This is a genomic window from Candidatus Formimonas warabiya (assembly GCF_002777255.1).
Lineage (GTDB): Bacteria > Bacillota > Dehalobacteriia > Dehalobacteriales > Dehalobacteriaceae > Formimonas > Formimonas warabiya.
Window position 1 is genome coordinate 800,135 of sequence record NZ_CP017634.1, and the last position, 23,402, is coordinate 823,536.

Genomic DNA, 23,402 nt, shown 5'->3' on the forward strand with positions numbered 1-23,402 from the left:
TACCTATGGATATTAATGAAATTCTCATCAGGGCAAAACAGGCGGGAGCATCGGATACCCACCTTACCGTGGGCCGGCCTCCCGTGTTTCGCCTCCATGGTGATATCAAACCCCAGGATGCCTGGGATATTCTTACTCCGGAAGCAACGGAAAAGTTGTGCCGGCAGATGATGGACGAACGCTTCCTAGCCCTGGCGGAAAAAAACGGGGAAGTGGATTTTTCCTATGAAATTGATGGTGTCGGCCGTTACCGGGTAAATGTTTTTAAGCAAAAGGGCACTTACTCCGCTGCCATCAGAACCATTAATTCCCAAATATTAAGCTTGGAACAATTGCATTTGCCCTCTGTTTTAAACGATTTATGTAAAAAACCCCGGGGTCTGGTTCTGGTCACCGGGCCTACCGGAAGCGGCAAAACCACCACGTTGGCGGCCATGATTGATTTAATCAACCGGGAGCAGAAAAGGCATATTTTGACCCTGGAAGATCCCATTGAATTTATTCATTGCCACCGCAATTCTATCGTCAATCAAAGGGAAATCGGCAGTGATTCCATGTCTTTTGCCGGGGCCTTGAGAGCCGGCCTGCGCCAGGACCCGGATGTGATTCTGGTCGGCGAGATGCGGGACATTGAAACCATTTCCATTGCAGTAACTGCAGCGGAAACCGGCCACTTGGTTTTTGCCACCTTGCACACGTCCAGTGCAGCCCAGACGGTGGAAAGGATTGTAGATGTGTTTCCTCCTCATCAGCAAACCCAGATTAGGGTACAGTTGGCCGCTACCATCCAGGGCATTGTTTCTCAAACCTTAGTGAAGCGGGCAGATAAAGAGGGACGTATTGCCGCGGTGGAGGTTCTTATTGGGACCCCGGCGGTGCGCAACTTAATTCGGGAAGGAAAAACCCATCAAATTAATTCCATGATTCAGGCCGGAGGGCAGTATGGCATGCAAACCCTGGAGGCTTCCTTCAAAAAGCTTGTTCTCGCAGGTACTGTCAGTGCGGAGACGGCGGTAGTGCATGGCATCCATCTTAACGGATTGTTTAAAGAGAACAGTTCCCAAAATTTTGGGGAAAATTTTTAAAAAAATTGTAAAACATTGCAGGATTTTCTCATTTCATAGAGAAATAAGTATAGGTACTTCTATGAATATAATATATTGAGAAGTCTGAGTAAACTACTCGAAAGAGCAGGGCACAAAGCTATGGGTCTTCAGTCCAAGGGGACTATGATCGCCAGGCTGCATCAAAATCTTTGATGCAGCTTTTTTAATAAGCTCAGCAGGTTCTTTACATAATTTAGCATCCCTGAGGAGAAGGACAATGTCTGTTTTTTCCTATAAAGTTCGCGACCTAAGTGGGAGAGTCCTTTCGGGGACCATGGAAGCGGAAAACGAGCGCAAGGTGGTAGAATACCTGCGGAGCAGAGAATATTTCATTACCGAAATTGCTCCCCAAAGGATCCGGAACTATAACATTAACGTGCCCCGGTACTATCCCAAGGTTAAAGCGAAAGATATGGCCATGTTTTGCCGCCAGTTGGCTACCTTAATGAATGCCGGAGTGCCGATTCTGGCTTGTTTAAAGATTCTGCAAATTCAATCGGAGAACTTCCGGTTGAAGAATGCTTTGGGCCAGGTGATTTCCAACCTGGAAAGCGGAAATTCCTTCGCTAATTCCATCCGGCCCTTTCCCCATGTCTTCCCGGAAATCTTGGTCAGCATGGTGGAAACGGGGGAAATCAGCGGCGCTTTGGACGAAGTGATGGACCGGCTGGCAAGCCATTTTGAGCGGGAACATGAGATCCGGGAAAAAACCAAATCCGCCATGACCTATCCCATTGTAATTATGGTGGTTTCCACCATTGCCATTACCTTTATGCTGGTATTTATGCTGCCGAAAATTATCGGCATGATGCCCGATACGGGAGAACCGCTGCCTCTGCCCACGAGAATGGTTTTAGGAGTAAGCGACGCCATGCGCCATTTTTGGTGGCTCATTATAGTTGTCCTGATCGGGGTTTTTTTGGGATTAAGAAAAACGGTGGGTTTAAAAAATATTAAAGAGCTGTTAGATGCCTTAAGTTTGAAGGTTCCTATTTTTGGAAAGCTGATTTGCCAAATGATCGTCAGTCGGTTTGCCCGCTCCTTGGGTACCATGTTAAAGTCCGGCGTGGGCATTCTGGATGCCCTGGGAACAGTACAGCGGACTCTGGGCAATAAGGTAATGGCCAAGGAAATAGAGCTGGCCCGGGAAAGTATTCTCCGGGGCAAAGGGATTGCTGATCCCTTAGAAGATTCCAGGTATTTTCCTCCTATTGCGGTGCAGATGATTGCCATCGGAGAGGAAAGCGGTGCTCTGGATACTCTTTTAGAAAAAGTAGCCGTGTTTTATGACCGGGAAGTGGACAACATGTTGTCCAGGCTTTCTACCATGGTGGAACCAATAATGATTGTGGGATTAGGCCTGATTTTGGGATTTATTATTATTGCCATGATGTTGCCATTACTTACCATCATGACAACAGTACCGCAGTAAGAAAAATAACGAACAACAAAAAGGGTGATGCATGGTGCTGAGGATACTCAAAAAAAGAATTAATAATGAACGTGGCTTTACCCTGATTGAATTAATGGTAGTGCTAATGATATTAGGAATCCTGGTATCCATTGCCATTCCCCGTTTTACGAACAAAATACCCGAAGCCCAGAAAGTGAAAACTAAGGCTGACCTTACCATTATTCAAAATGCAGTAGATTTATATTATTTGGATTTTGGTGAGTATCCTACCGAAACAAGTCAGTTAGTGGAGGAAGGTTATCTCGCTAAGGATCCTGTAAAAGTAAATAGCGAAGAACATTATACGATTGATCCTGATGACGGGATTGTATCTGAATAAGACATTAATTTTGATCGAACTGTTAAATCTAAAAAGGGGTTATCTTTTGCCAGGCAAATTGACTGGCAGAACATTAGATATTATTTTTTGAGGTCTTAGAAATTTTAAAAAGGAGGTGAAAACATGTTACAGAAAATCCGAAAAATGATCCAAAATGAAAAAGGATTTACCCTTATTGAGTTAATGGTGGTGGTCGTTATTCTTGGCATTCTGGCAGCAATTGCTATTCCTCGTTTTACCGATAAGAGTGCTCAGGCTGAAAAAGCCAGAGAAGCTGCGGACATTAAAATAATACAAAATGCGGTAGACTTGTATTATTTTGACAACAAAGCGTATCCTGGTACTTTGGATGGAGACACTACTCCTACTGATCTTGACAATTTAGTTCCTAAATATCTGCAGGCCGTGCCAGACGATATTACTTCGATTGATTTTGGAGAAGATGGTGTAGTTCAAGCTATTACATACAAAGATTAAGAGTTTCATGACAGGGCCATATGGCCCTGTCATACCCCTACTTTTGAGGTGAACAATGGAATTTTTTATCCTTTTTATTTTTGGATTAATCATAGGAAGTTTTCTTAATGTTTGCATCAGCCGGATTCCCCGGGGAGAATCGATTGTTTTTCCGCCCAGCCGTTGCGAAGCATGTGGCACGAATCTAAAGCCCTTTGACCTGGTTCCAGTAGCCAGTTTTTTGTTATTAAGGGGCAAATGCCGCTACTGTGGGTGTAGGCTTTCCTGGCGCTATCCGGGTATAGAAGTGCTGACCGGAGTACTTTTTATCCTTTTATATCAGAATTTTGGAGTTGCGAAAAACCTGATTCCTGCTCTCTTTTTGATAAGTCTTTTGATCATAGTTTCTTTTATTGACATGGATCATTACCGTATTCCCGACCTTTTAATCATTTTTGGATTAGGGACGGGGATCGTGTTTCAGATATTGATTCCGTCTATAAGATTTAGCGATTCTCTTCTCGGCCTAATCGTAGGCGGTGGCATCCTCTTTACGCTTGCTCTAGTCAGCCGAGGGGGCATGGGCGGGGGAGACATAAAACTGGGTGGATTAATCGGCTTTTTCCTGGGATGGAGATTTATCCTGCTGTCCTTGTTTCTGGCTGCCTTATTGGCATCTATCATCGGTTTGGCTTTGATGCTAGTCAAGAAAAAGTCCCGGAAGGACCCTATTCCTTTTGGTCCCTTTTTATCTTTGGGGGCCATAATATCTGTACTCTGGGGAAATGATCTTATTTTATGGTACGTAAATAGTTTTTTCCAATAAGCGAATATTCAAGTCTGGCGGAAACGTTGAGGGTGCAAAATGCCGTTAATTGAAGTAGAACGTAAAACAAATGTGGTCTTATTATTATTAATGTCTATTCTGGGATTGACAGCGGTTTTCCAGGCCGGCTACAGTCATGAAATGGTCTACTATTCTTATTTAGTAGTAGTTCCCTTGACCATGTATTATTTGCTTAAAGGCATCCCTAGCAATTCTTTTTCTGTAGTGCTGCATTTGCCCATACTTTGTTTTTTGTTTTTCAGTGCCATTTCTTTAATATGGACCATTAATATTAATGAGTCGCTAGGGGAACTATATAAGCTTGTTTTCTATCTCCTCCTTTATTATCTGGCCGGAGCCTATCTGAAAGAAAAAGATGTGGAAAAACTGGTAGCGGCTGTATTGATTATCGGGACATTTATAGCCCTTTTAGGAATTTTACTATTTTTATTGGTCCATTCTCGCCGCATCATTTCCGTGTTTAACAATCCCAACCCTTTTGGCATGTATTTGGCGATGCTAAGTTTGGCCGGAATAGGTATTTATCTCCATGGGGCGAAAAACAGATGGCTGGCAGTCTCTTTGGTCATCATTACGGATGCGCTGGTACTAACCGGTTCCCGGGGATCCCTCCTGGCTTATGCCATTGCCTTTCCCATTTTATTACTATTTGTTCCCAGGGAACAGCTTTTTGGTAAATGTCAAAAAGCCTTCCTTTTATTTTTCGTGGTAGCTATCAGTACTTTTATTATCAGCTCTGTGGCGCCTTGGCTCCAAAATCTTGGGTTGAATTTCAATTTTTTGAATCAACTAGTTATCCGGGACAGTTCTCTGGAATCCACTTCCGTAGTGGGCCGCTTGGCCTTCTGGAAAGTCGCCTGGAACATGATTATGGCCCGTCCTTTTACAGGATTTGGGCTAGGTACATATCACATAGCCTATAATTCTTTTCGTAATGATGACAAATGGTGGGCCTTGTTTGCCCATAACAATTACCTCCAGATTTGGGCGGAAACCGGGATATTTACACTTCTTTCTTTTTTAGCTTTTTTCTTTCTTTTTTATCTGTTTGCCGTTAGCCAGATAAAGGCTGTTCGAAAAACCGGGATTTACCAGGGCATTCTTGCTGCCGGCTTCGCTTTTTTATTGCATACTTTTGTGGATTTTACCTGGAATATACCTACGGTAACCATTTTGTTTTGGACATTCCTGGGTTGTGTTACTGCTCTTCAGTCTCCAGAGCACCACTATTTTGCGGAGGGGAGAAGGCATCCTTCCCATTGTCTTGCGGCTGCCTTGATTTTTATCTTTCTTTTGGGCAGCGGACAACAATTGCTAGCTTATCGTGTGGCCCTACTGGGAGAAAAAGCCCAGGATGCAGGCGAACATCAGGAAGCAATAAATCAGTATCAACTGGCCTGTAGGATATTTCCTTACCGGGCCGAGTATTTCGGTAAACAATCAGAAAATTATTATGATCTTTATTTAGAATCAAAAGATCCGGTCTTACTAGACCAAGCAGTTAATTTGCGTCAGAAAGCGATTAATCTGAGTCCTTATGAGTACGAAAACTACGGAATTTTAGGCCGAATCCTGTGGGATGAAGGACGAAGAGACGAGGCTGAAAAATATTTGCGTCAGGCGGTGCATTTGGGCGGCTTTACTCCTACGCCTTTCCTTAATCTAGGGTACTTTTATCTCTCTCAGGAGAAATTTGCGGAGGCGGAAAGGGTGTTGAGTCAAGGTTTAGCACAAAGTATTTTTGCTTATAGGAATGCTCCCGGTTCAGGAGAGAAGACACGGGTTACTGAAGCGCAGGTGCAAATGCACTTAGGTCTGGCCATAATTTATCATAGTCAAGAACTGTATAACAAGGAGAAAGAACAACTTCAATCCATATTGAGGCTGGATCCCCACAATTCCGTAGCCCAGCGCCAACTCGATAAATTTCAGCAGGAATAATGGGCGAGAGGAAAACTTTCTTTTTTTGTCGAATAATAAAGGTTAATTATTAGGTTGTTGAGGATTTTATCATGAAAAAAAAATTATTTAACGAAAAAGGTTTTACTTTTTTAGAAATGTTAATTGTGATTATTATTCTTGGGATTCTTGTAACGATCGCTTACCCGAAATTTGAAAAAGAAAAAGCCCGGTGGGAATTAAATATGGCAGCCAGACAGATGGTCAGTGATATTCGGCTGTGGCAGCAAAAGGCAATTGTGGAACAAAAAATTTTTACCTTATTGATAAATAGAGAGGAGAAGATATACCACATAAAGGAAAAGGAAAGTAATACAATAAAGTACACAGGTGATCTAAGCAATTTGATTGAGTCTGTCAATTTCACGACTAATTTTAATATTATTGATCTTTATCCTGACGGAACTACTAATAAAGCGGGACATTTTACATTAACAAACAAATTTGGCGCTAGGAAGTATGTGATAATCTTGAATACTACGGGACGGGTACGGATTTCCGACACAGCCTCGTAAGAAAATTTCCCCCGGGTTATTTGGAGGTAATGTATATGTCTTGTAAAAATGAGGATGGTTTCACTTTTTTGGAAGTAGTTCTTTCCCTTCTTATTATCGGCATAATCCTGGTTCCTATGTTAAATTTGTTTTACGGAAGCCAGCAACGTTCTGACAGGTCTACTGAAACAACAATTGCCGTTAACCTTGCCCAAGAAATAATGGAAGAGAAGGTGGCACAAGATCCCGCTGTAATTGAGGCAAACCCCGATTCTTGGGCAGAATTTGAAGATAATCCAGGCTATTTTTACCAGGTGGAAGTTACTAAAAATAACGAGTTGTTGAACCTATACACCATTGATATCAGAGTGCAATACCGGGTCGGAGGAATCACTCAAAATCTTGAAATATCAACCTACTCAGCTGGTAGATAGGTGGAAATACCATGAAAAATGATCAAGGGTTTACCTTAATTGAAACGATTATGGCCATGGCGTTATTGGGATTAGTTCTTATTACCGCATACAGTTTTATGTTTTCCGGTTTAAAGTCCTGGACCCATGGAGAGGATCATATAGATGTCATGCAAAATCTGCGTGCTGGAATGGATTTAATGATTCGCGAAATCCGTATGGCCGATGCAGTTAAGACAGCGGGAAGCGATAAGATCGTAATCACGGTACCGAACACAACCTTTTCCGCTTGGGTAGATATTTGTTACAGAATTAATGGCAACGAATTAGAAAAACAAAGAGGGTCGGATGGGTTTCAGCCGGTAGTCAGCAGGATCAGTGGCCTTTCTTTTGCGTATGATCCTGAGCCAGATCCCAATCATCCGGAGGTCCCTATTAAGACTGTAACGATAACTATGACAGGGAAGAAAAGTAACGGCAGTTTAATCACCCTCAAATCCAAAGTGTCGTTAAGATCTGTCAATTAATGAGACGGGGAGCATGAAAGATGAACGATAAAGGGTCCACCCTGGTGGTAGTAGTGTTTACTATGTTAATTGTGCTTTTCCTTGGTACAGGTCTTCTGGAGATTTCCACCATGGATTTCATGATGTCTAATAACCAGGTAGATGCAATCAAAGCGTATTATATTGCTGAAGCTGGGATGAATAAAGCAATTGCAGCATTGCGTCATGATCAAGTAACCCAGAGTACGATACTTGGGTTAAAGGAGAGCAATCTCCCTTATACGCTCCCTTTAGGGGAAGATTTTGGGGCTACTGAAAATCATGAGGGGAATTTTTCGATTATGGTGACGAAACTAGGTTTAGATCCTGGAAATAAATGGCGCAAACTTATCTTATCCTCTACCGGTAAATATGACAAGGCAAAACGAGTAATATTATCTGAGGTGCAAATGAATATTGGCGGCGGCGTATCTCCCTTTTTATCATCGGGAGTCGCTGTGATCTCTGATGGTAAAGTAACAACAAATAATGAATGTAAAATTACGGGAAATGTCTATGCAAAAGGCAATATTGATATTGGCTCCAGTAAAGCACGAATTAATGGAAGTGTTTTTGGGTACGGAGATTCTACTAGAATAGGCAGTAATGACCGAATTACGGGAGACTTAATGAGTTCTGGTACAGTCAATCTTGATTCACCAACTTTTATAGATGGTGATTTATTGGGCAGCGTGAAAGTAAGTATTAACTCGTATTCCCATATTGGTGGAGATGTGCAAAGCCAAAATATTGATGATTCCGGTTCCGATTGTATTGTTGAAGGTAATTTGTACGGAATTCAAAATGTAAAAACTGGTTCAAATTGGAATGTCTCCAAAGACCTTTTTAGTTCCGGCACTGTGACCACAGGAAGTTCTTCTACAATTCAAGGAAATCTGTATGGGAAAAGGGATATTTCATTAGGATCAGGTACCCATATCGGTGGTAATATCCAGGGGAAACAGTTAGTAACTTTAAATTCTAATGCCTATACTGATAAAAATTTATATGGTCAGAGCAACGTTACATTGGAAAGTTCTGCGAAGGTTACCGGCGATTTATTGAGCAGCGGTAATGTTACGTTAAAAAGTTCCGCGAAGGTCATCCAAAACTTGTATAGTAGTCAGAATATTTTCTTAGAATCAAGTGCCAAGGCTAACGGAGGAATTCAGGGGGAGGGAACCGTCAGTCTGGGATCCTCCGCCGGTACAGAAGGAAGTATTTTTGCACGGGGTGGAATTAGCATAGGTAGTTCCGGTAGCGTGCTGGGTGATATGGTTAGTTATGGTGATATTGAACTAAAATCAAGTAATGCCACAGTCCACGGAGATGTATTTGGATTAGGAAGTAATAAAAGTATTTACGTAAGATCAGATGGGATAGTCAAGGGCACAACGGTTAGCCACGGTAGTCTGTCATCAGAGTGGCATGCTACTTTTGGTAACGATGTTTACGGAAAAACAGTAAGTTTGGGTGGAGGAAACGCTGTTTCAGGAAATATACATTATGTTCAGCCTCCCTGCAGTTATCCACGTGACTTCCCCGCAAATAAAATCAAGCAAATTGAGGAAAGCGAATTCCCCCAGGCCCCGGATTTTCCCAGCTTTCCAAGTTTCCCGGGTTTTCCTGAACCTTCTGCTTTATTTAATATTTTAACTACTCCGCCATTTCCGGGGATTCCGCAAGTTACTCCGGAACAGTATCAAGAGGAATCAACAAAGATAACACAGGAAAATATCAACCTATCAAATTTAAGCAGTGGAGTATATTATGTGGATAATAGTGTATCAAATGTAAATGTTTCCGGAGCATATACCGGTGTTATTACTATCGTATCAAAAGGAAAGATTACTGTTACCGGTAATATTACAACAGAAGATCATCAGGCAAATGGATTAATGCTATTATCATTTAAAGAAATTTATTTTAACTGGAATATTACGGCGGGAGATGCTCTGTTTTTCTGCGTGCCCTACAATGGCTCTAATGGACAAATTACTACCAGTAGTAGTTGTAAGCTTCAAGGAGGGGTCATTGCCGGGAATTTTACTTTGGGAAGCAGTAGTGAGTTGATTTGTGATGACAGTATCAGCCAGAAATTTGGTATCGGCAGTTCAGGAATTAGCTCTGTTGTTGTCAATCATTGGAGTGAAAGTACTAACTAATAGCAGATAAGCTTGCATGAAAGGACAAAAACAATGCGAAAAAAGATTAGTGGATGGTTTAGGAGTACATTTAGAAATAAAAAAGAAAGTTTCATGGGGATTGATATCGGCTCCCGTGATATCAAGTTGGTGGAAATGGCTGGAGGACCGCTGCCTCAAATTGCAGCCATGGGCCGTATTGCCACCCCACCCGGTGCTCTTGACGACGGTGCGATTTTGCAAGTGGAACCAGTGGTCAACGCCATTAGGACCGTCATGGAGCAGGCCGGAAATAAATCGAGAAAGGCGGTCACGATTATTTCCGGGAGAAATGTCATTACCCGGTTCATTAAGCTTCCCAAAATGAGTCCGAAAGAGGTAGCTTCCACATTAAAGTGGGAAGCAGATAAGTATATCCCTCTTTCCGCTGGAACGGATATGATTGTCGATCATCTCATTCTAGGGAATGTGGAAGAAGAGATCAATCCCCAGATTAACGTTCTTTTGGTGGGAGTTCCTCGAAAACTAGTTTACCAGGTTTATGAAACCTTTTCCAAGGCAGGTTTGGAATTGTTAGCCGTAGAAATTGAGCCTTTGTCTCTCTGGCGCAGCATCGGCACTACTACGGCAACAAGAACCGGGTCTCAGGCAATTCGAGAAGAAGGTTTTATTAGTCTGGATATTGGAGCCAAGGCATCCAATTTAGCAATTTTTCAAGGAGATGAATTGATTTTTTCCCGGTATCTTCCTATGGCCGGGGATGGGATTACAAACGCTGTTTCCCTGGCGACAAGCCTGGAGTTTAATGCGGCTCAGGTAATTAAGGAAAGGGACGGGGAATTGTTATTGGGGCAAACCGTAGAACAGGCTCCCCCCGATAAAGTTATTCTGGACAAAGCCCTGAAAGAAAGCCTTCTGCCGTTGGCCGGCGAGATCCGGAGATCCATTGACTTTTACCGGTCCCAGTATAAAAGGGATGAGCCCAAAGTACTGATTATTTCGGGAGGAACGGCTAAAATGAAGGGATTACCTGCTTTTCTTCAGGCTGAATTGGGGATACCTGTTTCGTTAGGACTGCAGCATATTGCCATCAAAGAGCACTTGACCGACAAAAAGTCAAAAGAAGTGAAAAACATGGACCCTGCTTTTGCAGTGGCAGTAGGTTTAGCTCTTCGGGAGGTTGAGTAATGAAAAAAAACATTAACCTGCTTCCTGTTGAACTACAAAAAAAGGCCTCTGTGAAAACACAGAGAAATCTGTTGATGATGCTGGCCGGACTGATTGCTTGTACTGTGCTGATTGTTTTTACAGGTTTTTTTGCCTGGATTAAGATTTGTGAATACAGATTGGCCCATTTAGACCAAAGCATCGCGACGATTATGCCCAAAGACGCTCTGGAAAAGAGCTATCAGCAAGAAAACCTCCAAATGGAAAAAGATTTGCAGAATTTGGAGCAGATCCAGGAAGGTAGAATTGATTGGACAACCATTCTGCAAGATATGAATAACCATCTGCCTCGTGATATGTGGATTACCGGCTTTTCCAGCCAAGGCGGCAAAGTCAGTATTACCGGTTTAACCGCGGATGTTTCCGAGATTGGTGTTTTTATCTATGAATTAAACCAGTTGGCCTACTTTTCCGATCTATCTTTAGGAAAAACTGGTGAAGTAACTGCAGGGAACCTTACATTAAATGAGTTCTCTATTGTCGGAACACTGGTCAAAGGAAGTGAGTGAATAAAATGCTGGAAAAGCTGTCTATCAGAGAAAGAAATTTACTGGCTGTATTACTGGTGGCCATTTTGCTGGGAATCGTCTATTTTGGCCTGATTAAACATTTGTATCCCCAATACCACCAGGTAACAGAAGAATTATCGATTAAACGGCAGCGTTTGATAGAAATTAGTGAGAGGGTTAATCTTTTAAGTAATTTGCAAAGCAAAAACAAAGAGTTGAAGAATAAACTCCAAACTCTCACCGAGTCCTTTAATAAGGAAGTCAGGAACGGGGTTAACTATTACTGGGTAGGGAAACACGCGGTCGATAATAACGTAATTATTAGTGAAATTATTCCTCAGTCCGTGATTGACAAAGGGCAATATTTGGAAATTCCTTTAAAAATTACGGTCCGGGGCCAGTATCCCAATGTGTTGAAGTTTATTGAACAGGTTGAAAAAGAGATGCCCAATACATCTGAGGTAAGAGCTTTGGACCTGCATCCGGTGGGTTGGGAAGCATTAGCTGCCGCGGACAACAAAGAAACGGCAGAAAAGAGTGAGGATAACCTTGCGGGACAGGTTTCCCAAGTTAATTCGCTTTTAAAGAAAGCTGCCAATCCGGAAAAGCAACAGCAAAACCAGTCACCTCAAATGTCTCCTTTAGAAAAACTTATTTCGGACAAGAATCCGGACGTAACGGCGAAAATTGACATGGTTACCTATGCAGTCAAGTCACCGGAAGTTATTGAAATAGCGAAAGAAAAACCGCTGGGCCGGTGGGATGCCTTTTCCCCAACTGTGGATGTTCCCGTTGTGGAGCCTACCCCGCCTCAAGAAGGGGAGACTGGAGAGTTCCCATATGACGAAGGTGATCTAGGTTCTCTGGGTGAGGTTTCCGGGGGTAATAGCGGTACCCCTGATGAAGGTGACAACGCTGGTGAGGAAACGGAGAAACCTCCTGTTCCCGAAGTAATTACTACGGAAACCGGTGATTACAGTTTTCCTGTGCGAGAAAATAACCCGGTTGAGGAGGAAGGCTCAGATGAGAAATAAAGCCGGTTTATTGGGTTTATTGTTAATACTGATCCTCATGGTATGGCACTCTATTTCCTTTGCTGCCGAGGTTTTTACCACAAAAAGCATTCCCGTTACCTACCGGGGGATTAAAATTATTGTTAATGGTAAACAAATCCCTGGAGAAGAACCATTAGTCTTAGACAACAAGGGGATCATCATGGTTCCGGTACGGACCGTGGCAGAGGCAACAGGCAAGCAGGTGGTATGGGATGAAAAGGTCAATACGATTTACATCGGGAATCTATCTTCCCAAGCCCAAACACCTAAGTCAAGCGCCAAAACAGGAACCCCTCAACCAAAACAAGGGCAGATTATTCCGGTTACTTACCGTAATATTAGAATCATGGCCGGAGGGAAAATTATCAGCGGGGAAGAACCCTTTATTATGGACCGTACCGGAACTGTGATGGTGCCTGTGCGTACCGTGTCGGAAGCACTGGGAAAATCTGTGGTTTGGGACCCGAAAAAAAATACTCTTACCATTAGTGCGGGAGGTGTTGCTTCCACATCGGCTGGGGTCGCGCAAGATAAAACGGCATCATTTTCCCGCCTGGAGGACATGATGGTGTTGCGCAATGTGGGACCCTTTTTCCGGCAAACGGACAAGCCATTTATGATCGCAGCCGGAGCCCACTCCCATGGTTTAGGCGTTCGCTTAACAGGTGGACATGCAGAAGTGGTGATTCGCACCAACGGAAAATACAAAGCCATTGAAGGGTGGCTGGGTGTAGATGACGAAACCAAAAATTCTAATGGTGCCTTCTTTTTTTCCATACAAACTGATAATAAAGAGGTTCCCAGCTTTTATGAAATAAATGGCGGCGCTGAAAAAATCAAAGGAAACGTCCCTGATTTTACTCTTGAAGAACCCAAAGACCTAAATGGACCTATAGACGAGGAGGCCGACGAAGAGGAGGATATTCACAAGGTGACTTATCCCGTAAACACAGATCTGTTAGAAAAAACGCCGGTATTCGTAAGTGGTCCGATTCTGCCGGCATCTTATCCCCGGTATATCAGTCCTACCGTAACGGACATTAGCGGTGCTCTCACCGTAACACTCACGGTGACTTGGGTAGCGGGATCAGAAGGAGATTATCCTGATCTTACAGCAGTCTTAGCCGACTTTAAATTCATCAAACAGTAGTATTGTAAAAAAAGCCCAAAAAACAAGCAGGTCCGAAAAAAAACCTGCTTGTTTCCTTTTTTAAGGTAACTTTAGTCGATTTCGATTTTGGTTCCTTTTTTTGCTTCCGGCTCCATTTTGGGCAGAACGACTGTGAGAACACCGTTTTCATATTTGGCACCCACCGCTTGTTTGTTGATATTTCTTACTAAAAAGCTGCGCGTCAGGGAGCCGAATCGGCGTTCTCTCCGCAGGTAATGCTCCCCTTTCTCCTCAGTTTCTTGATTCTTTTCCGCTGCAATCGTCAGGCGGTCTTCATCCAGATCAATGCTAATTTCTTCTTTACGGTAGCCGGGCAGTTCCGCTTCAATCACATATTCCTTTTCATTTTCGCTGATATCCACCTTGAGTTGATTGCTGGAATAAAAAGGCAGTTGGTCATTGAAGATGTTTTCGAAAAAATTGTCCAGTTTAAAAGGGTCCTCAAACTTTCCTACCAACGCGTTCTTTTTCCCATAGGGGGTTAATCCGAACATTTTCCTCGCCTCCTAAAAAATTTATATTTCTGACCTTCTTTGACCATATCATAACATAAACAAAAAAATATTCAAATCGGAAATTTGACCATCTCTGATCAATAGGTGGGAAAGAGCCAAAATAGATCTAAAAAGGTATTTCACACAAGTTTTTTCATTTAAAATCGCTTATTTTCACAACAGCCTGACCTATGCTGTTAGTTAGATCCGGATCCTTAAAACTGTGCTCACGTATCCCGGGATTTGCCCGGTAAAATTTTGCTCCCTTGGCCGGCAATTGACAAACCAAAAATTTCCGGTCATAATAAAGTAACACGTGAAATCGGCGTGTTTCTTATTGTTTAAATCATTTTATACTTTAGGAGGCAGGCTATGCGATATTTGACGGCAGGCGAATCTCATGGACCGGCTTTAACAGCTGTGATTGAAGGTATTCCGGCAAATTTACCGCTGGCGCCCGATCTGATAAATGGAGAACTGGCCAGGCGCCAAATGGGATACGGACGGGGGGGCCGTATGTTAATTGAAAAGGATCAAGTGGAAATATTGTCAGGAATACGTAACGGATCAACCTTAGGTAGTCCTATTACCTTGCAGATCAGAAACCGTGACTGGATAAACTGGGAAAAAATTATGAGTCCGCTTTCCGGGGCAGAAATAGAAATAAAAAAAATTACCCGGCCTCGTCCCGGTCATGCCGATCTATCTGGGAGCATAAAATATCAGCAGGGTGATATGCGCAATATTCTGGAAAGGTCAAGTGCCCGGGAAACTGCGGCCAGAGTCGCTGTAGGAGCGATAGCAAAAGGGTTGCTTCGGGAAATCGGGGTGTTTGTTTGGGGGCATGTCGTGGCTTTAGGAAATGTCCAGACAGGAAAAACAATACCTGATGGGGAACCCAGCGAGTTTTTTAACCAGGTTGAAAAGTCTCCTGTTCGATGTGGTGATCCGGAAACCTCTCACAAAATGATGTTTGCTATTGATCAGGCGAAAGCCACGGGAGATACCTTAGGGGGAATTTTTGAGATTATGATCGCAGGGATACCAATAGGTTTAGGAAGTCATGTTCACTGGGATCGAAAACTAGATGGTCGTTTAGCCTGTGCCTTGATGAGTATTCAGGGAATTAAGGGTGTGGAAATAGGATTAGGCTTTCAATCAGCACGCCTTCCTGGCTCTCAAGTTCACGATGAAATCGGTTATTCGCAGGCCAAAGGCCTTTATAGAATGACCAACCGGGCAGGAGGTATTGAGGGCGGCATGTCCAATGGTGAGCCCATAGTTCTACGCGGGGCGATGAAGCCGATCCCGACTTTGATCAAGCCCCTAAATACTGTGGATATGGAAAATAAATGTCCGGTACAAGCACAGGTGGAACGATCAGACGTTTGTGCTGTTCCTGCCGCGTCTGTGATAGGAGAGGCAGTGACCGCATGGGAAATAGCCCAATTGGTATTGGAAAAATTTGGAGGGGACACCATGGCCGAACTAAAAGAAAGGATGGAAGAATACAGAAAATACGTAAAGCAGGTGTGATTGTATGCAAAATGTGGTACTGATAGGTTTAATGGGTACGGGGAAAAGTGCCGTAGGCCGGGTTGTTGCCCGTTTACTCCATTATGAATTTGTAGATACGGATCAAATGGTTGAAGAAGTAACCGGCTTGCCCATCAAAGAAATATTTCGGAAGTACGGAGAAACCCGGTTTCGGTCAGAAGAAGCGCTGGCAATCAGTAAAATAGCAGATAAAGAAAACATGGTGATCGCAACTGGCGGGGGAGCACTGATAGGCCCCCGGAATGTGGAATTATTGAAAAGGAAAGGTTATTTTGTTTTGCTTACTGCGGATCCGGAAGTAATATTTGAACGAGTTTCACGAAAAAATAACAGACCCTTGCTGGCTAGGGGCAGGAATTTAGAATACATTAAGCAGCTCCTGCAAGACAGAGGACCCTGTTATTCCCAATGTGCCGATCTGATCATTGACACCTCTCGTTTGGATATTGCAGATGCCGCCGAAAAAATAGTCCACATGGCAAGGGAAGAAGGTCTTCATGAAAAAAGTTAAAGTTTCTTTGACAACACGCAGCTATTGCATCTTAGTGGGATCAGGTACTCTGAACAGCCTGGCTGAGGAACTGGCCAAATTAGGACTTAAGGGTAAGGTCCTGATGGTGACCAATACCACAGTGGAGCCTTTGTACGGAAAGATTCTCATCGATGAACTAACCAGCTCAGGATATGCGGTTTCTTCCCTCGTGCTACCTGATGGAGAGAATTTTAAGAGTCTAGAAACAACTGCCCAAATTTATGATGCTATTCTGGAAGCGGGATTGGATCGCCAAGGGATTATTTTAGCTTTGGGCGGAGGGGTCATAGGGGATATGGCCGGTTTTGCTGCGGCAACTTATATGAGAGGAATTAATTTTGTTCAGGTGCCTACCACATTATTAGCTCAAGTGGATGCCAGTGTGGGGGGCAAGGTGGCGGTAAACCATCCCAGAGGGAAAAACTTGATTGGATCTTTTTACCAGCCGAGTCTGGTTTTCATTGATACTGCCACGCTGGATACTCTGCCGGTGAGAGAAATATTATCCGGGTTATCCGAAGTGATCAAGTACGGCATCATTACGGATCCGGAACTTTTTTCCTATCTTGAAGTGAATGTAATTGCTCGTGGAATAAGGGGAAAAGAATTTTTTATTGATATTGTGGAAAAATCGTGTGCTATTAAAGCTAAGGTGGTAAGCAGAGATGAACGAGAAGAAAATGTGCGGGCCATTTTGAATTTTGGACATACCATTGGTCACGGTATAGAAGCGGCTACACATTATCAGGTTTTTCGTCATGGAGAGGCGGTTGCCATCGGTATGATGGGAGCAGCCTGCATCTCCCGGGAAATGGGATTAATTTCTGCTCCTGAGGTTGAGCGCATCAGAAGCCTAATTATTTCCGTAGGGTTGCCCGTTTATTTTTCCGGGATAGCCTGGGAGGAAATCTGGTATCATATGCAAGCGGATAAAAAGGCGAAAGACGGAAATATTAACTTTATTCTCCCCACATCCATCGGTTCTGTGGTGATTTCTCCAGTGGATCCTCACACTATCCGAAAAGTGGTAGAGTCAGAATTAATCCGGTAAAATTCTGCTGTTTTTTGAAAGGAATGTTTGCGGAATGCTTTCGAAAAATGAATTGGAAAAAATTCTTGATGCTGCTTTAGAAGAAGGAGGCGACTTCGCAGAGATCTTTGTGGAAAAGAAATTTACCACCGGAATCGGCTGTGAAGATAATCGTATTGAACAGGTTGACTCAGGAGTTGACCTGGGTGCCGGAATGCGGGTGATCAAAGGTGATACCACTTCGTATGCCTATACAAACGATCTCTCTCTTCATGGGCTAATGCAGGTAGCGAATATCGCCTCCCGGGCGGCAGCCGGTTCGCGACAAGGGACTCCGGTAAAAATAACTAAGCGTTTTCCTCAATTTGATTTTGACATTGAATTACCGCCTGATATGGTTCCCGTTGCGAACAAAGTGGAACAAGTAGAACGGGCGAATCGAGCCGCCCGACGAGTGGATGAAAGAATCAAGCAGGTTTCCGTAGGATTAGGCGATGTGATTCAGGATGTAGTCATGGCAAATTCCGATGGGATCTATGTGGAAGACAAGAGAATTCGGACCCGTTTCGTTGTCAATGCGGTAGGCTCTGCAGCCGGTCAGATTCAAACCGGTTTTGAGTCGTTAGGGGGAACTCAGGGTTTTGAAATTTTTCGCCGTTACTCCACAGAAGAATTGGCAGAGGCAGCTAGCCGCAGGGCACTTTTGTTGTTGGAAGCGGCCCCTGCCCCGGCTGGTAAGATGCCCGTCGTTATGTCAGCTGAAGCTGGTGGTACCATGGTTCACGAAGCATGCGGTCACGGATTGGAAGCAGACTTAGTGCAAAAAAAGCTTTCGGTTTATGGGGAAAAAATTGGACAGCAGGTGGCTTCTCCCCTGGTGACAGTGGTTGATGATGCTACAATCAAAGGAAAGTATGGCACTCTCCGTTTTGATGATGAAGGCAATCCTGGTCAAAAGAAAACATTGATTGACAAAGGAATCCTTAAAGGCTTTATGTATGATAATTTAACTGCCAAAAAAAGCCAAAGACCACCTACAGGAAACGGACGCCGAGAATCGTTCAAGGATAAACCGATTCCCCGCATGACAAATACCTATATTGCACCTGGTAAGGACGATCCGGAAAAAATTATCCAGAACACAACATACGGGTTGCTGGTGCGCAAAATGGGAGGTGGTCAGGTTAATACTACAAATGGTGATTTTGTTTTTGATGTGGCTGAGGGTTATATGATTCAGGATGGTGAGGTAACGAACCCTGTCCGGGGTGCTACCCTGACAGGAAACGGCCCTGAAACATTGACCTTAGTAGATAGGATAGGGAAAGATCTAGGGTTTGCTATCGGAACCTGCGGAAAAGATGGGCAGGGGGTTCCGGTATCCGATGCCCAGCCTACGATTCGGATAAAAGAGATGATTGTCGGGGGCACAGTTCATGTTTCCCCTTCATCCCATATGATCAGGCGGCTATAAAGAACTCTTATAAATTACGAACTTACGTCAAAGCGCGGCAATATGCCGCGCTTTTTCTGATGCGCCGGGCATGGGTGCAGTCTAACGGTATAAGTCCCGAGTGCGGAAAATCTGCACGCCGCTGTCTTCTACCAACCACTTAATCGAGAATAACGATGGCAGCGTTCAGTATCTAGAATTGACTTTAAAATATCTAACTTATAGACTTAATAATATAAAAGCAAAGAAAAATTTAGACAAAATAAAAAAATTGAATATGCCGTGCAAATGCCATTTTAGGGGAATCGGAATAAAAAGGTAACTAGAAACATTATAAATAATAAAATTAAAGGAGAGATAAGTAATGACACTTAAACAAGGTAACATGGGTACACAAGTGGAATGGGAAATCAGGGATCATATTGGAATTATTCGCTATAATAATCCACCTCTCAACATCAATTCCACCGAAATGGTGGCCCTTTTCCAGGAAGCATGCGATGTGATGGACAAGGACAAGGATGTGCGCGTCTTGGTCCTCTGTGCTAACGGACGCGCCTTTTGCGCCGGATCCAATTTGGGACAGATCATTAAGCAGATGAACGATGGCATTTATGTCAATGTGAAGATGAAGCATAGTGTGGAAGCCGGCGACAACTTTGCCAACATGCGGATGCCAACTATTTGCGCTCTAGATGGTTCCGCTTATCAGGGCGGCTTTGAAAGAGTGCTCCAATGCGATTTGGTAATTGCAGCAGAGCATGTAAAACTGGTCATGACCGGTGTTGACCTGGGTACCTGGCCCGGTTCAGGGGGCGTGCATAGGCTTATCCGGCTGATGGGTACGAAAAAGACGATAGAGTACCTGCTGCTCCAGAAGGAAATGACCGCTCAGCAAGCATTAGAAAACGGGGTGATCAACGCTATTGCCAAAGACCGCACGGCGTTTGATATGGCGATGGAATGGGCGGAAATCATTGCTTCCAAGGCTCCCATCGGCCCCCACGCGGTCAAAGCTGCCATGGTCGGTTACTATAAGCCCCAGCAGGATTATCTCTTCTTGCTGCAACAGCATATCTCTCAGATGGTGTATGATGCAGGCGATCTTAAGAAAGGCTGCGAAGAATTCTTTGAGAGGCAGGAAGCCAAGAGGCGGCAGAAAGCTGCTGAGGCGGAAATTGCGGGAAGCAAATAAGTTAATCCATGGGGTAGGCCTTGCAAAATTTATTAGATTATGGAGAAAGTTGGAAAACAGAAGAAAAGAGGTGACAGAAGGAAACCGGCATGCAACCGGGATACCTCGTTTCGTTCTAGATTAGACGAGAAACTTTTCGGGGAGTTTTAGGATCCTGTTAAGGAAGGAAAGAAGAGGGGGATAAAGAATGAAAAAAAGCTTGGCAATACTTATGTTTACTGTGTTTTTTGCAGTACTGTGTACTGGGTGTAAGGCATCAACACCTTCCACGCCATCCGGCGAATCATCCGAAAACAATGCGACTGAGACAGCCCCATCTTATCCGATAAGAGACATCCGCTGCGTCGTTCCTTTCGGCGCTGGGGGCGGAACGGATCTGATCGCCAGAGAGATGGCGGGCCTGGTCCAAAAAAATATCGGGAAGGGCATGGTTGTGGAAAATGTAGGCGGCGCTTCCGGCTCCGTAGGTATGCAGACGGTCTTCAATGCTCCGACAGACGGATACACCATCGCTTTCGCCTCGGAAACGATGATGACCTTTAACGCAATGAAGCTTGTAGATCTGGATTATGATGATTTTGATTTTGTCAACCTCTTTGCCGTTATCCCTAACGTTTTGGTCACCAGCCCTGATTCTCCCTATAAGAGCTTTGATGATGTGATTAAAGCGGCAAAAGCGAATCCTGGCAAGGTTACCGTGGCTACTACCGGAGCAGGCACCGTCACGGATATCGCCTTTTCGCTGATGGAGAAAATCCATGGCGTCAAATTCAACAAAGTAGCATTTAACGGAAGTGGGGAAGCAGTAACGGCGATTTTGGGCAAGCAGGTCGATCTGTACAATGCGGGGATGCATGCTTTAGGCGAATATGTGCGTTCCGGCAAAATGATTCCTCTTGTGGCCTTCGCCAATGAACCCGTTCCCGCGGGTCAAGGTATGGCTGATATCCCTGCTGTTTCCAGTCTCTATCCGGAATACAAAGGTTATATGCCCTGCGGACCCTTTTTCGGGGCGATGGTCAAGACGGGCACCCCGAAGGATATCGAAGATAAGCTGGTTGAAGAGTTTGCCAAGGCATGGAAGAGCGACGAATTCCAAAAATACTTGAAGGAGTCCAATTTCGTTCCCCTGGGGTTGAGCGGCGAAGAGGCAAGAACCTATGTGAAGAATCTTCAGAGCAAATTCTGCTGGATGCTGTATGAGATGGGCATCACCGATGTGGAGCCCAGCACATACGGCGTGGCAAAGCCACAATCGTAATTTAGGCTAGTTTTTGCGGTAATAATAGGGAAAATGCAGACAGCATTTTCCCTACTCTTTAGATTACTTTTCTGGAGGAAGTAAGATGGAAAAAAGAACAGCGATTATCAGCGATTATGCCATTACCTTTCTTTTCTTTGCCGCCAGTGTGTTTGCATTTATTTATTCGGCCCGGATGCTGATGAACAATCCGGGGGCGGATTCTCCGGGATTGTTTCCTGCATTGCTAACCGCCGTGATGATAATATGCTGCATCGGGGCCTTATTGGGGATTAGGAAGAAATCTGCCCAAGTTTCCTTCAGGTTTTCCGACAAAAAGAGAGCCTTATGGGAAACTCTCAAGGATGAGTTTCCTGTTCCGATGCTGGTCATGACGGTCATGGCTGTTTTGGCCTATGTGGTTTTATTGCCTCTCGTAGGATACAATATTACGTCGTTTCTGTTTATATTTGGTTCTATTCTCTATTTGAGAAGAGAAAAAGTCCTGCATTCCCTCCTGGTTACGATTGCATTTATGGTGATATCCCAAGTGATTTTTGTTTACATATTTAAGGTTGTCTTCCCCTAGAAAAAATTGTTTTTCCTTAGACTGGATGTAGAAAGGATAATGCGCAATGATGGAAATGTTAAGCAGCATGTTGATATTATTTCATGAACCATCCCTTATTTTATATACAGTCGTAGGTGTCTTCTTAGGAATGTATGCAGGAGCCTTGCCGGGAATCTCTGTGGTTATGGCGGTTTCGTTGCTGGTGTCTTTCACTTTCTCCTGGAGTTTGCATCCCTCCCTCGCCATGATGATTGGTGCCCATATCGGCGGCAATTACGGCGGGTCACGCTGCGCGATTCTTATCAACATCCCGGGAACCGCTCCAGCTGCTATTACCGCCTTTGACGGTTATCCTTGTGCTCAGAGGGGAGAAGTTGCCCGGGCCCTTTCCACAGCGGCAACCCAGAGTGTCCTGGGGGGCATCCTGGGTACCATCGTTATGTTCACGATGACCCCGATTATCTCAAATTTTGCCCTGAACTTTGCTCCCAGAGATTATTTCCTGCTAGGCTTAATGGGACTGATGCTGGTTTCCAGCCTGAGCGGCGAATCCTTTGCTAAGGGTATCTTCTGCGGTGCTGTCGGCCTGCTGATCGGTTGCGTGGGCATGGATTACGCCACGTCTCTCACCCGGTTTACCTTCGGATCAATACCCCTGATGACAGGAATCAATTCTACAGTAGCCATTATCGGCCTCTTTGGTATGGCGGAGGCGCTGATCCAAATAAGAACAGTATATAAGACTACGACTGTCAGGCAAAAGATCGGCCGGGTAGTGCCCCTCTGGAAAGATGTTGTCAAGCATATTCCCCTAACCCTTAGGACATCCTCGATCGGCGTTTTTATTGGGGCTCTTCCTGGAACGGGGGGCAGCATTGCGGCCTTGCTTGCTTACGACCACGCCAAGAAGACCGTAAAAAACCCGGAAGTTCCCTTCGGTCAAGGGGCAATAGAGGGAATCATCGCGCCGGAAAGTGCGGACAACGCGTCGGTGGAGGGGGCATATATCCCGATGCTTACCTTGGGCATTCCCGGGGATGCCACAACAGCGGTGATTATTGGCGCTTTGTTTGTCCACGGCCTGCGTCCCGGTCCTCTGTTCATGTCCACATCGCCTGATGTTTTAGGTGTGATATGCGCCGCCATGTTGATCGGAAACATCGCGTTGTTGCCGGTGAGTTTTTCCGGTATCAGGATGTTTGCCAAGTTCTGTGAGATTCCCAAACCAATTCTCATGCCTCTGATTATTGTACTCTGTGTTATTGGTACCTATGCCATCAGTTACTCAGTGACTGATGTTGGCTTGATGATGGCCTTCGGTGTCCTGGGATATTTTATGAAAAAGCATAATTACCCGGTCAGTTGTGTGGTTTTGGGTGCGGTTCTGAGTTCCCTGGTAGAACAGAACTTGAGAAAATCTATCGGGTTAAGTAACGGATCCTTAGGAAAATGGTTTGGAGATATGCTGACAGATCCTCTGTCCTGTGTGCTGTTTATCATTCTGGTTACCATGATGGTAACGCAAACAAGAATTTGGAAGGATCATAAAGGGAAACTGATGTTTTGGAAAAAGCAAAAAGTATATTAGGTGATATGCCTGCAACAAACGAC

General features: G+C 44.3%; 23 protein-coding genes and 1 riboswitch. Of the genes, 22 read left to right on the forward strand and 1 reads right to left on the reverse strand.

The annotated features are described in order from the left end of the window. Window positions 1-5: 5 nt before the first annotated feature. From DCMF_RS03615 to DCMF_RS03680, 14 genes are all read left to right on the forward strand, one after another. Entirely contained in the window at window positions 6-1,085 is a 1,080-nt protein-coding gene (locus DCMF_RS03615; RefSeq protein ID WP_148133163.1) for a type IV pilus twitching motility protein PilT, read from the forward strand. Between the two features lie 77 nt (window positions 1,086-1,162). Beyond that, window positions 1,163-1,249, forward strand: a riboswitch (cyclic di-GMP riboswitch). A gap of 74 nt (window positions 1,250-1,323) precedes the next feature. Further along, entirely contained in the window at window positions 1,324-2,538 is a 1,215-nt protein-coding gene (locus DCMF_RS03620; RefSeq protein ID WP_148133164.1) for a type II secretion system F family protein, read from the forward strand. Between the two features lie 31 nt (window positions 2,539-2,569). Then, window positions 2,570-2,899, forward strand: coding sequence for a competence type IV pilus major pilin ComGC (locus DCMF_RS03625; protein ID WP_148137711.1), 330 nt, complete (start codon window positions 2,570-2,572; stop codon window positions 2,897-2,899). 123 nt (window positions 2,900-3,022) lie between these two features. After that, entirely contained in the window at window positions 3,023-3,376 is a 354-nt protein-coding gene (locus DCMF_RS30025; RefSeq protein ID WP_148137712.1) for a competence type IV pilus major pilin ComGC, read from the forward strand. Window positions 3,377-3,431: 55 nt separating this feature from the next. Then, window positions 3,432-4,181: a prepilin peptidase gene (locus DCMF_RS03635; RefSeq protein WP_148133165.1), complete on the forward strand. Its 750-nt coding sequence runs from the start codon at window positions 3,432-3,434 to the stop codon at window positions 4,179-4,181. 39 nt (window positions 4,182-4,220) lie between these two features. Continuing rightward, entirely contained in the window at window positions 4,221-6,143 is a 1,923-nt protein-coding gene (locus DCMF_RS03640; protein WP_148133166.1) for an O-antigen ligase family protein, read from the forward strand. Window positions 6,144-6,214: 71 nt separating this feature from the next. After that, window positions 6,215-6,676 (forward strand): GspH/FimT family pseudopilin, encoded by a 462-nt coding sequence (locus DCMF_RS03645; RefSeq protein ID WP_148133167.1) that lies wholly within the window; start codon window positions 6,215-6,217, stop codon window positions 6,674-6,676. 35 nt (window positions 6,677-6,711) lie between these two features. Then, complete coding sequence (locus tag DCMF_RS03650; RefSeq protein WP_214659064.1) at window positions 6,712-7,089, forward strand: type IV pilus modification PilV family protein; 378 nt, start codon at window positions 6,712-6,714, stop codon at window positions 7,087-7,089. A gap of 11 nt (window positions 7,090-7,100) precedes the next feature. Then, the gene (locus tag DCMF_RS03655; protein WP_148133169.1) at window positions 7,101-7,595 is read left to right on the forward strand and encodes a PilW family protein; all 495 of its coding nucleotides are present in this window, start codon (window positions 7,101-7,103) and stop codon (window positions 7,593-7,595) included. 20 nt (window positions 7,596-7,615) lie between these two features. Beyond that, window positions 7,616-9,778, forward strand: coding sequence for a hypothetical protein (locus DCMF_RS03660; RefSeq protein WP_148133170.1), 2,163 nt, complete (start codon window positions 7,616-7,618; stop codon window positions 9,776-9,778). Window positions 9,779-9,811: 33 nt separating this feature from the next. Further along, entirely contained in the window at window positions 9,812-10,945 is a 1,134-nt protein-coding gene (pilM, locus tag DCMF_RS03665) for a type IV pilus assembly protein PilM (RefSeq protein ID WP_148133171.1), read from the forward strand. After that, a complete protein-coding gene (locus DCMF_RS03670; RefSeq protein WP_148133172.1) occupies window positions 10,945-11,493 on the forward strand; it encodes a PilN domain-containing protein in 549 nt (182 codons plus the stop codon). Before pilM ends, DCMF_RS03670 begins: the two co-directional genes overlap by 1 nt. 5 nt (window positions 11,494-11,498) lie before the next feature. Beyond that, window positions 11,499-12,527, forward strand: a complete 1,029-nt coding sequence (pilO, locus tag DCMF_RS03675; protein ID WP_148133173.1) for a type 4a pilus biogenesis protein PilO — start codon at window positions 11,499-11,501, stop codon at window positions 12,525-12,527. After that, window positions 12,517-13,698: a stalk domain-containing protein gene (locus DCMF_RS03680; RefSeq protein ID WP_148133174.1), complete on the forward strand. Its 1,182-nt coding sequence runs from the start codon at window positions 12,517-12,519 to the stop codon at window positions 13,696-13,698. Before pilO ends, DCMF_RS03680 begins: the two co-directional genes overlap by 11 nt. A 71-nt stretch (window positions 13,699-13,769) precedes the next feature. On the opposite strand, the gene DCMF_RS03685 is transcribed toward DCMF_RS03680, so the two are convergent. Further along, a complete protein-coding gene (locus tag DCMF_RS03685) occupies window positions 13,770-14,213 on the reverse strand; it encodes an Hsp20/alpha crystallin family protein (protein WP_148133175.1) in 444 nt (147 codons plus the stop codon). A 372-nt stretch (window positions 14,214-14,585) separates the two neighbouring features. Between DCMF_RS03685 and aroC the strand changes: the two genes are divergently transcribed. The 8 genes from aroC (at window position 14,586) to DCMF_RS03725 (ending at window position 23,379) form a co-directional block, all read left to right on the forward strand. Next, entirely contained in the window at window positions 14,586-15,749 is a 1,164-nt protein-coding gene (aroC, locus tag DCMF_RS03690) for a chorismate synthase (protein ID WP_148133176.1), read from the forward strand. Between the two features lie 4 nt (window positions 15,750-15,753). Beyond that, entirely contained in the window at window positions 15,754-16,281 is a 528-nt protein-coding gene (locus DCMF_RS03695; protein ID WP_148133177.1) for a shikimate kinase, read from the forward strand. Continuing rightward, the gene (gene aroB, locus DCMF_RS03700) at window positions 16,268-17,353 is read left to right on the forward strand and encodes a 3-dehydroquinate synthase (protein ID WP_148133178.1); all 1,086 of its coding nucleotides are present in this window, start codon (window positions 16,268-16,270) and stop codon (window positions 17,351-17,353) included. Before DCMF_RS03695 ends, aroB begins: the two co-directional genes overlap by 14 nt. A gap of 34 nt (window positions 17,354-17,387) precedes the next feature. Next, window positions 17,388-18,806, forward strand: coding sequence for a TldD/PmbA family protein (locus DCMF_RS03705; protein WP_148133179.1), 1,419 nt, complete (start codon window positions 17,388-17,390; stop codon window positions 18,804-18,806). Window positions 18,807-19,149: 343 nt separating this feature from the next. Further along, window positions 19,150-19,980 (forward strand): enoyl-CoA hydratase/isomerase family protein, encoded by an 831-nt coding sequence (locus DCMF_RS03710; protein WP_148133180.1) that lies wholly within the window; start codon window positions 19,150-19,152, stop codon window positions 19,978-19,980. A 187-nt stretch (window positions 19,981-20,167) separates the two neighbouring features. Beyond that, window positions 20,168-21,241 (forward strand): Bug family tripartite tricarboxylate transporter substrate binding protein, encoded by a 1,074-nt coding sequence (locus DCMF_RS03715; protein WP_148133181.1) that lies wholly within the window; start codon window positions 20,168-20,170, stop codon window positions 21,239-21,241. An 85-nt stretch (window positions 21,242-21,326) separates the two neighbouring features. After that, window positions 21,327-21,809 carry a tripartite tricarboxylate transporter TctB family protein gene (locus DCMF_RS03720; protein WP_148133182.1) on the forward strand — a complete coding sequence of 161 codons (483 nt, stop codon included), beginning with the start codon at window positions 21,327-21,329 and terminating at the stop codon, window positions 21,807-21,809. 46 nt (window positions 21,810-21,855) lie between these two features. Further along, window positions 21,856-23,379 (forward strand): tripartite tricarboxylate transporter permease, encoded by a 1,524-nt coding sequence (locus tag DCMF_RS03725; RefSeq protein WP_236860174.1) that lies wholly within the window; start codon window positions 21,856-21,858, stop codon window positions 23,377-23,379. Window positions 23,380-23,402 lie beyond the last annotated feature (23 nt).

Excerpts from the sequence above, each read along its gene's own strand:
- DCMF_RS03615 (WP_148133163.1), top strand. The coding sequence starts at position 6 with ATGGATATTAATGAAATTCTCATCAGGGCAAAACAGGCGGGAGCATCG.
- DCMF_RS03620 (WP_148133164.1), top strand. The coding sequence starts at position 1,324 with ATGTCTGTTTTTTCCTATAAAGTTCGCGACCTAAGTGGGAGAGTCCTT.
- DCMF_RS03625 (WP_148137711.1), top strand. The coding sequence starts at position 2,570 with ATGGTGCTGAGGATACTCAAAAAAAGAATTAATAATGAACGTGGCTTT.
- DCMF_RS30025 (WP_148137712.1), top strand. The coding sequence starts at position 3,023 with ATGTTACAGAAAATCCGAAAAATGATCCAAAATGAAAAAGGATTTACC.
- DCMF_RS03635 (WP_148133165.1), top strand. The coding sequence starts at position 3,432 with ATGGAATTTTTTATCCTTTTTATTTTTGGATTAATCATAGGAAGTTTT.
- DCMF_RS03640 (WP_148133166.1), top strand. The coding sequence starts at position 4,221 with ATGCCGTTAATTGAAGTAGAACGTAAAACAAATGTGGTCTTATTATTA.
- DCMF_RS03645 (WP_148133167.1), top strand. The coding sequence starts at position 6,215 with ATGAAAAAAAAATTATTTAACGAAAAAGGTTTTACTTTTTTAGAAATG.
- DCMF_RS03650 (WP_214659064.1), top strand. The coding sequence starts at position 6,712 with ATGTCTTGTAAAAATGAGGATGGTTTCACTTTTTTGGAAGTAGTTCTT.
- DCMF_RS03655 (WP_148133169.1), top strand. The coding sequence starts at position 7,101 with ATGAAAAATGATCAAGGGTTTACCTTAATTGAAACGATTATGGCCATG.
- DCMF_RS03660 (WP_148133170.1), top strand. The coding sequence starts at position 7,616 with ATGAACGATAAAGGGTCCACCCTGGTGGTAGTAGTGTTTACTATGTTA.
- pilM (WP_148133171.1), top strand. The coding sequence starts at position 9,812 with ATGCGAAAAAAGATTAGTGGATGGTTTAGGAGTACATTTAGAAATAAA.
- DCMF_RS03670 (WP_148133172.1), top strand. The coding sequence starts at position 10,945 with ATGAAAAAAAACATTAACCTGCTTCCTGTTGAACTACAAAAAAAGGCC.
- pilO (WP_148133173.1), top strand. The coding sequence starts at position 11,499 with ATGCTGGAAAAGCTGTCTATCAGAGAAAGAAATTTACTGGCTGTATTA.
- DCMF_RS03680 (WP_148133174.1), top strand. The coding sequence starts at position 12,517 with ATGAGAAATAAAGCCGGTTTATTGGGTTTATTGTTAATACTGATCCTC.
- DCMF_RS03685 (WP_148133175.1), bottom strand. The coding sequence starts at position 14,213 with ATGTTCGGATTAACCCCCTATGGGAAAAAGAACGCGTTGGTAGGAAAG.
- aroC (WP_148133176.1), top strand. The coding sequence starts at position 14,586 with ATGCGATATTTGACGGCAGGCGAATCTCATGGACCGGCTTTAACAGCT.
- DCMF_RS03695 (WP_148133177.1), top strand. The coding sequence starts at position 15,754 with ATGCAAAATGTGGTACTGATAGGTTTAATGGGTACGGGGAAAAGTGCC.
- aroB (WP_148133178.1), top strand. The coding sequence starts at position 16,268 with ATGAAAAAAGTTAAAGTTTCTTTGACAACACGCAGCTATTGCATCTTA.
- DCMF_RS03705 (WP_148133179.1), top strand. The coding sequence starts at position 17,388 with ATGCTTTCGAAAAATGAATTGGAAAAAATTCTTGATGCTGCTTTAGAA.
- DCMF_RS03710 (WP_148133180.1), top strand. The coding sequence starts at position 19,150 with ATGACACTTAAACAAGGTAACATGGGTACACAAGTGGAATGGGAAATC.
- DCMF_RS03715 (WP_148133181.1), top strand. The coding sequence starts at position 20,168 with ATGAAAAAAAGCTTGGCAATACTTATGTTTACTGTGTTTTTTGCAGTA.
- DCMF_RS03720 (WP_148133182.1), top strand. The coding sequence starts at position 21,327 with ATGGAAAAAAGAACAGCGATTATCAGCGATTATGCCATTACCTTTCTT.
- DCMF_RS03725 (WP_236860174.1), top strand. The coding sequence starts at position 21,856 with ATGATGGAAATGTTAAGCAGCATGTTGATATTATTTCATGAACCATCC.